At 76.7% G+C, this 6,264-nt stretch carries 5 protein-coding genes and 1 pseudogene; 2 read left to right on the top strand and 4 right to left on the bottom strand.

From position 1 onward, the window contains the following. Positions 1-32 precede the first annotated feature (32 nt). Both KJP73_RS19765 and KJP73_RS18430 read left to right on the top strand, forming a co-directional pair. A pseudogene (locus KJP73_RS19765) lies at positions 33-212 on the top strand (peptidase M15); the annotation flags it as partial. Positions 213-372: 160 nt separating this feature from the next. Next, positions 373-1,953 (top strand): methyl-accepting chemotaxis protein, encoded by a 1,581-nt coding sequence (locus KJP73_RS18430; RefSeq protein WP_213284342.1) that lies wholly within the window; start codon positions 373-375, stop codon positions 1,951-1,953. Between the two features lie 31 nt (positions 1,954-1,984). Here the strand turns inward: KJP73_RS18430 and KJP73_RS18425 are convergent, their stop codons facing one another. The 4 genes from KJP73_RS18425 to KJP73_RS18410 form a co-directional block, all read right to left on the bottom strand. Next, the gene (locus KJP73_RS18425; protein WP_213284341.1) at positions 1,985-2,524 is read right to left on the bottom strand and encodes a GNAT family N-acetyltransferase; all 540 of its coding nucleotides are present in this window, start codon (positions 2,522-2,524) and stop codon (positions 1,985-1,987) included. Positions 2,525-2,606: 82 nt separating this feature from the next. Further along, on the bottom strand, positions 2,607-4,160 hold the full coding sequence (locus tag KJP73_RS18420) for a CHAD domain-containing protein (protein WP_213284340.1): 1,554 nt from the start codon (positions 4,158-4,160) through the stop codon (positions 2,607-2,609). A 49-nt stretch (positions 4,161-4,209) separates the two neighbouring features. Beyond that, a complete protein-coding gene (locus tag KJP73_RS18415) occupies positions 4,210-5,595 on the bottom strand; it encodes a pyridoxal phosphate-dependent decarboxylase family protein (protein ID WP_213284339.1) in 1,386 nt (461 codons plus the stop codon). 57 nt (positions 5,596-5,652) lie between these two features. Continuing rightward, a complete protein-coding gene (locus tag KJP73_RS18410) occupies positions 5,653-6,096 on the bottom strand; it encodes a MarR family winged helix-turn-helix transcriptional regulator (protein WP_213284338.1) in 444 nt (147 codons plus the stop codon). Between the last annotated feature and the right edge of the window lie 168 nt (positions 6,097-6,264).

The following is a 6,264-nucleotide window of genomic DNA, read 5'->3' as shown; positions in this document are numbered from 1 at the left end:
CCCCCACCCGCCTACCGGACCCCGACCCGGCGATCGACGCCCTCGACCCGCTGCTCGCGGAACGGTTCCGCGCGGCGCAGGAGGCGGCCGCCGCCGACGGCGTCGAGCTCACGCTCACCTCGGGCCGCCGCACCGTCGAGGAGCAGGAGCGGCTGGTCGCCGACGCGCTCGACCGGTACGGCGACCCGGACGAGGCCCACCGCTGGGTGCTGCCCCCCGACCGGTCGGCGCACGTGCAGGGCCTCGCGGTCGACGTCGGGCCGACCGCCGGCGCGTACTGGCTGGTCGAGCACGCGCCCGACCTGGGGCTCTGCTCGACGTACGCCAACGAGCCGTGGCACTTCGAGCTCCCGCCCGTCGCTCGCGTCGTGGGTGCGCGACCGCGGCGTCAGCACGCGCATCCTCGCCGCGGTGCTGCTGGCCGCGCTCGTCGGCGGCGTCGTCGGTGTCGTCGGCATCTCGTCGCTTGCCACCACGAACGCCGCGACGGCCGCGATGTACGAGCAGAACTTCGCCGGTCTGCAGCAGGCCTCGACGATGCGGCGCGCGATGGTGCAGATGCGCCTCGACGTCACGAACCACGTCCTGTCCACCGACGAGGCCGTGATGGCCGGCTTCGAGGACAAGATCGCCGCCAGCGAGCAGGAGCTCCGCGCAGCGCTCGCCGCCTACCACGGGCTCGCGCTGGACGCCGACGACGAGCAGGCGCTCGCCGACTTCGAGGCCGCGCTCGCGGAGTACGTGGACGTCCGCGACAACCAGATGCTCGTGGCCAGCCGCGAGGGCGACCCGGAGGCGTTCGCCGAGATCCGCGACACGGTCGCGCAGCCCATCCTCGACGCGATGTCGACGAGCGTCACCACCCTGGTGGACGGCGAGGAGGCCGACGCCGCGGCGGCCGCGCAGACCGCGGCCGCCGAGTACCGCGCCAGCCGCACGGTCATGCTCGTCGTGCTCGTGGTCGGCGTGGGCCTCGCGCTGGGGCTCGGCACGGTCGTGGCCCGCTCCATCGTCCGCGGCCTGCAGCGCGTGCAGGCCCTCGCCGACGCGCTGGCCCGGGGTGACCTCACCGTCACCGCCGGACTGGACTCCCGCGACGAGGTCGGCCGGACGGCCGCCGCCCTGGACTCCGCGGTGGCGAACCTGCGCGAGGTGATCGCCACGATCGACCTGTCCTCCGCGTCGCTCGCCTCCGCCGCCGAGGAGATGTCCGCCACCAGCGGCCAGATCGCCGCGTCGGCCGAGGAGACCGCCGCCCAGGCGGGCGTCGTGTCCGCCGCGGCCGAGCAGGTCTCCCGCAACGTGCAGACGGTCGCCGCGGGGTCCGAGCAGATGGGCGCGTCGATCCAGGAGATCGCCCAGAGCGCGTCGCGCGCCGCGCAGGTGGCCGGCCGCGGCGTCGCCGCCATCACCGCGACGACCACCACGATGGACCGGCTCGGCGACTCCAGCCGTGAGATCGGGAACGTCGTCAAGATGATCACGACGATCGCGGAGCAAACGAACCTCCTGGCGCTCAACGCCACCATCGAGGCCGCGCGCGCCGGTGAGGCCGGCAAGGGGTTCGCGGTGGTCGCCGGCGAGGTCAAGGAGCTCGCGCAGGAGACCGCCAAGGCCACGGAGGACATCGCCCGCCGCGTCGAGTCCATCCAGGAGGACACGCACGGCGCGGTTGGGGCGATCGGCGAGATCACCGGCATCATCACGCAGATCAACGACTTCCAGCTGTCGATCTCCAGCGCGGTCGAGGAGCAGACCGCCACCACCGCCGAGATGAACCGCAGCGTGTCCGAGGCCGCCACCGGCTCGGGCGAGATCGCCGCGAACATCGCCGGCGTCGCGGGCGCGGCGGACCTCACCACCGAGGGCGCGTCCGAGTCGCAGCGCGCGGTGGTCTCGCTCGCGCAGATGTCGACGGAGCTCAAGCAGCTGGTCGGCCAGTTCCGGGTCTGACGCGGCGGGGCCGCGCGCGGACCGGTGACGGCTACGCGCGCAGCCCCACCGCGTCGTGCCGCCAGAACACGTCCCGGTACACGAGCGTGCCGGTCATCCGGGGCGCGTGCCCTGCCAGGGGGACCGCCTGGAGCGCGCCCTCGGGGATGCGCAGCGACGGCGACCGCACGCCGAGCGTCGCGGCGAGCACGAAGCCGAGCCGTCCGTAGTAGCCAGGGTCGCCCTCCAGGAGCACGAGCGGGATGCTCTGGTCCTGCGCGACCGCGAGAACGTGCCGGACGAGCGCGCTCCCGGTGCCGCGGCGCTGAGCGGCCGGGTGCACCGCGAGCGGGCTCAGCACCAGCACGTCCACGAGCCGCGGCGGCGCGTCCAGCCACGCGGCGGTCAGCATGACGTGGCCGATCACCCGACCGTCGTCGTCGGCGACGACGGAGGCACCGCCGGTGACGGCGATCCCGGGGCGCAGGTCGTCCGTCAGGTCCGCGACCGTGCGCCCGTGGTCCCCGAACGCGGCACGGTGCAGCGCACGGACGGCGTCGTGGTCGGCGGGCGTCTCGGGTCGCAGGTGCACGGCGTCACCGTACGGACGCGCGCGCCCCGGCGTCGCCCGGTTTCCGCGTCAGCGCAGCGACCACCTCAGCGCAGTCTCCACCTCAGCGCAGCCACCGACGCAGTCCCGCGCCGCGAGCCGCCTTCCAGGTCGGCCGGATCCGCTGCTGGGCCTGCTCGGCGCGCTCCTCCTCGAGCGCGTGCAGCCGCCCGTACCGGAACGCCGCCTCCGTGCTCGCCGTGCGCCGGGCCAGCTCCCGCAGCCGCTCCCGCGTGATCACCGCGTCCTGGTGCTCGCCGAGCACCTCCTGCACCGCCTCCAGGGCCCGGGCATATGCCGCCGCCTGCTTGCCGAGCGCCGGGCGGACCGCCTCGCCGGCGTAGCGCGCGGCCTTGGCGGCCTTGCGCGCCTCGTGCAGCACCCGGTCGCGCTCCGGGCCGGCGGGCGCCCGGCGGGCGCGCTTCAGCAGGCGACGCACCCGGGCGTCGCGGCGGGCGACGAGCCGCGGCAGCGCCGTGCGGGCCGGTGCCGCGGCCCGGGCCCGCAGCGGCGGCGACGCGGCGAGCGCCGCGAGGGCGACGACCAGGTGGTGGTACCGCTCGCCGTCCAGCTCCGCGAGCACGCGGTCGTGCGCGGCCCGCCGGTCGTCCTCGAGCTCGTCCGGCCCCGCGTCGGCCACCGGCCCGGCGGCGACGTCGGCCGCCCGTACCCGGTCCCGCAGGACCTCGGCGTCCCGCACGGTGCCGAGCTCGCGCGCGAGCCACCGGAGCTCGTCACGCAGCGGCCCGGTCACCGTCGTGTCGAGCAACGGCGCGAACGTCCGCAGGGCGCTGCGCAGCCGGCGCGTGGCGACGCGCGTCTGGTGCACCGCGTCCGGGGCGCCGAGCCGGACCGCCAGGTCCTGCGCCAGCACCTGCTCGACCTGCTGCGCCAGGTACACGCGGACCACCTCACCCGCCGGTGAGCTCCGCCGCAGCCGCGACGACTCGTCCCGCCGCTCCCCCAGCCGCGTCCCGAGCACCCGCGCGAGCTTGGACTGCACGTCCGCCGGCCGCAGCCCCGCCTCCCGCAGCGCGGCGTCCAGCACGCCCAGGAGCTCCTCGGGCCCGTCGACCACCTCGGCCTCGACCTCGCGCCACGACTGCACCGCGCCGAGGGCGTCGCCGCTCCCGCCGGCGGGCAGCACCCGCCGCGCGGTGACCCGGTCGTCCGCCAGCTCCAGCAGCACCCGGCCCGAGGCGTCGACCAGCCGGTGCTTGTGGCGCTCGGTGGTCACCTCGGCGACCGGGCGCAGCACCGCCCCGCCGGTGCGGGCCTGCACCAGCGCGCGCAGCGGCGCGGGGACGGTCCGGACCGCACGCCCCAGGGGGAACCGCACCTCCGTCCGGGCGTCCGGGCCGGCCGGCACCTTGAGGTGCCACCCCGCGTCGTGGCCGCCGGTCCGGCGCCGGAGCGTCAGTCCTGCCGCGGCCAGCCGCAGGTCGGCGGTGTCGAAGTACGTCGCCGCGAGGTGCACCGCGCCGCCGCTCTCGGTCGCCGGCGTGCCCGGGTCGAGCAGCGAGCCGTCCGCCCCCGCGACGAGGGCGGCGAGCGACGGCAGCGTCGCGTCGTCGGCAGCGGCGTACGTGCGCTCGACCTCGCGGTGCAGGACCGTCATGGGCCCGTTCTACCGTGATCAGCCCCGCCGGGCGAGGGAAGGGCCCACCTCAGACCGCGGACGCCGCCCTGCGCACCGCCGCGACCGCGCGCTCCACGTCCTCCTCCGTCGTGGCCGCGTTGCTCACCGAGACCCGCAGCACGTCGCGCCCGCGCCACCGCGAGCCCGACATCCAGGCCTCCCCCTCGGCCAGCACGCGCGCGGTGACGCGCCGGGTGCGCTCGTCGTCCTCGAACGCGACCGACACCTGGGTGAACACCACGTCGTTCAGCACCTCGGCACCGGGCACCTCCGTCAGGCCCTCGGCGATGGCACGGGCCCGGTCGACCAGGCCGTCGACGAGCGCGGCGACCCCCGACCGGCCGAGCGCCCGCAGCGCCGCCCACACCGGCACGCCCCGGGCCCGGCGGGACATCTCCGGCGTCTTGTCCAGCGGGTCAGCGGCCTGCTGGAACGCGGCGAGGTAGGCCGCCCCGACCTGGACCCCCATCGCTCGGCGCAGCGGCTCGGGGTCGGCGACCACGGCGATCCCGCAGTCGTACGGCACGTTCAGCGTCTTGTGCGCGTCCGTGGCCCACGAGTCGGCGCCCTCGTGGCCGGCGAGGAGCGGCCGCAGCCGGGGCGACGCCGCCGCCCACAGGCCGAACGCCCCGTCCACGTGCACCCACGCGCCGTGGGCGTGCGCGGCGGCGACGGCCTCGGCCATCGGGTCCCACGCCCCGGAGTGGATGTGTCCCGCCTGCAGGCAGACGATCGTCGGCCCGGTCCCCGCCGCGAGCGCCCGCCCGAGCGCGCCGGCGTCGATCCGGCCCTGGTCGTCGGCCGGCACCTCCTCGGGCACGCCGAGCCCCAGGTAGCGCAGCGCCAGGTCGACGCTCACGTGCCGTTCCGCCCCGACGAGCACCCGCACCCGCGGGCCGCTCGCGAGCCCGTCCCGCTCGACGTCCCAGCCCGCCGTGCGGAGCACCTGGTCCCGGCCGGCGGCGATCCCGGTCAGGTTCGCGGACGTCGCGCCGGTCACGAACCCCACGTCCGACCCCGCCGGCAGCCCCAGCAGGTCCAGCAGCCACCGGCCGGCGACCTCCTCGACCGCGGCGGCGCCCGGCGACATCGCCCGCATGCCGACGTTCTGGTCCCACGCGCTCACGAGCCAGTCGGCCGCGAGCGGCGCCGGCTGCGTGCCGCCGACCACCCACCCGAAGAACCGGCCGGACCCGAACGTCATCAGCCCCGGCTCCGCGAGCGCCGCGAGCTCGTCCACCACGGCGTCCGGGGGCGTCGGCCCCTCGGGCAGCGGCGCGTCGACGGCGGCGAGCGCCTCGGCGGGGGTGAGCCGGGGCGGCACAGCGCGGTCGGCGGCGGCGGCGAGCCACTGCCGGGCATGGGCGTCGGCGCGCGCCAGGGCCGGGCCGAAGACGTCGTCGTCCGCGGGCATGGCGCCAGTGTGCTCCGCGGCGGTCCTGGTGGGAAGGGAACAGCCCCCCGGCGCGGGTCAGTCCGCGTCGTGCGCGAGCGCCTCGGTGAGCGCCGCGAGGTCCGGCGCCGCGCGCACGGCCGCGGCGCGCAGAGACTCGGGGGCCTCTCCCAGCCGCTCCGCCCAGAACCGGCGCAGGTGCCGCAGGCTCTCCTCCGCCCGGGCGGTGGGCACGAGCTCGACGACCCGGCCGTCGGCCGCCGCGTGCTCGCGCACGACCAGACCGCCGGCCTCCAGGGCGCGCACCGCCGTGCTGACGTTGCTGCGCCGGAGCCCGGTCGCGGCCGCCACCTGCGTCGGGGTGCTGCGGGGGCGGTTCAGCACCGCGCGGATCACCGTGGTCTCGGTGCCGGTCAGCGGCACGTCCCGGAGGGAGGCCTGCGTCGCGTCGAGCTTGCGGGCCAGGTCGAGGACGGCGTCCGCGAGATCGGCGAGGCGGTCGTCGTCGTCCTGCTGCGGCATGGGTGCAGTGTCGCGCATCACCACCGCCCCTCTCGACCGACATCACCTGCAGATGCGTATACTTCCATAATCAAATCTTTCACGGACCCGGGCATCGCCATGCCCCGGGAAGGGAGCTCCATGTCTGTCTCGTCCCCGCCCGCGACGCCGACGAGCGTGAGCCGGGGC

Origin of the sequence: Cellulomonas hominis (assembly GCF_901521055.1) — a bacterium.
In the GTDB taxonomy this organism is placed as follows: domain Bacteria; phylum Actinomycetota; class Actinomycetes; order Actinomycetales; family Cellulomonadaceae; genus Cellulomonas; species Cellulomonas endometrii.
This window is presented reverse-complemented; position numbering and strand designations above follow the sequence as displayed.

Bases quoted from the DNA above. Each gene is read 5' to 3' on its own strand.
- KJP73_RS18420 (WP_213284340.1), bottom strand. From the start codon at position 4,160: ATGACGGTCCTGCACCGCGAGGTCGAGCGCACGTACGCCGCTGCCGAC.
- KJP73_RS18415 (WP_213284339.1), bottom strand. From the start codon at position 5,595: ATGCCCGCGGACGACGACGTCTTCGGCCCGGCCCTGGCGCGCGCCGAC.
- KJP73_RS18410 (WP_213284338.1), bottom strand. From the start codon at position 6,096: ATGCCGCAGCAGGACGACGACGACCGCCTCGCCGATCTCGCGGACGCC.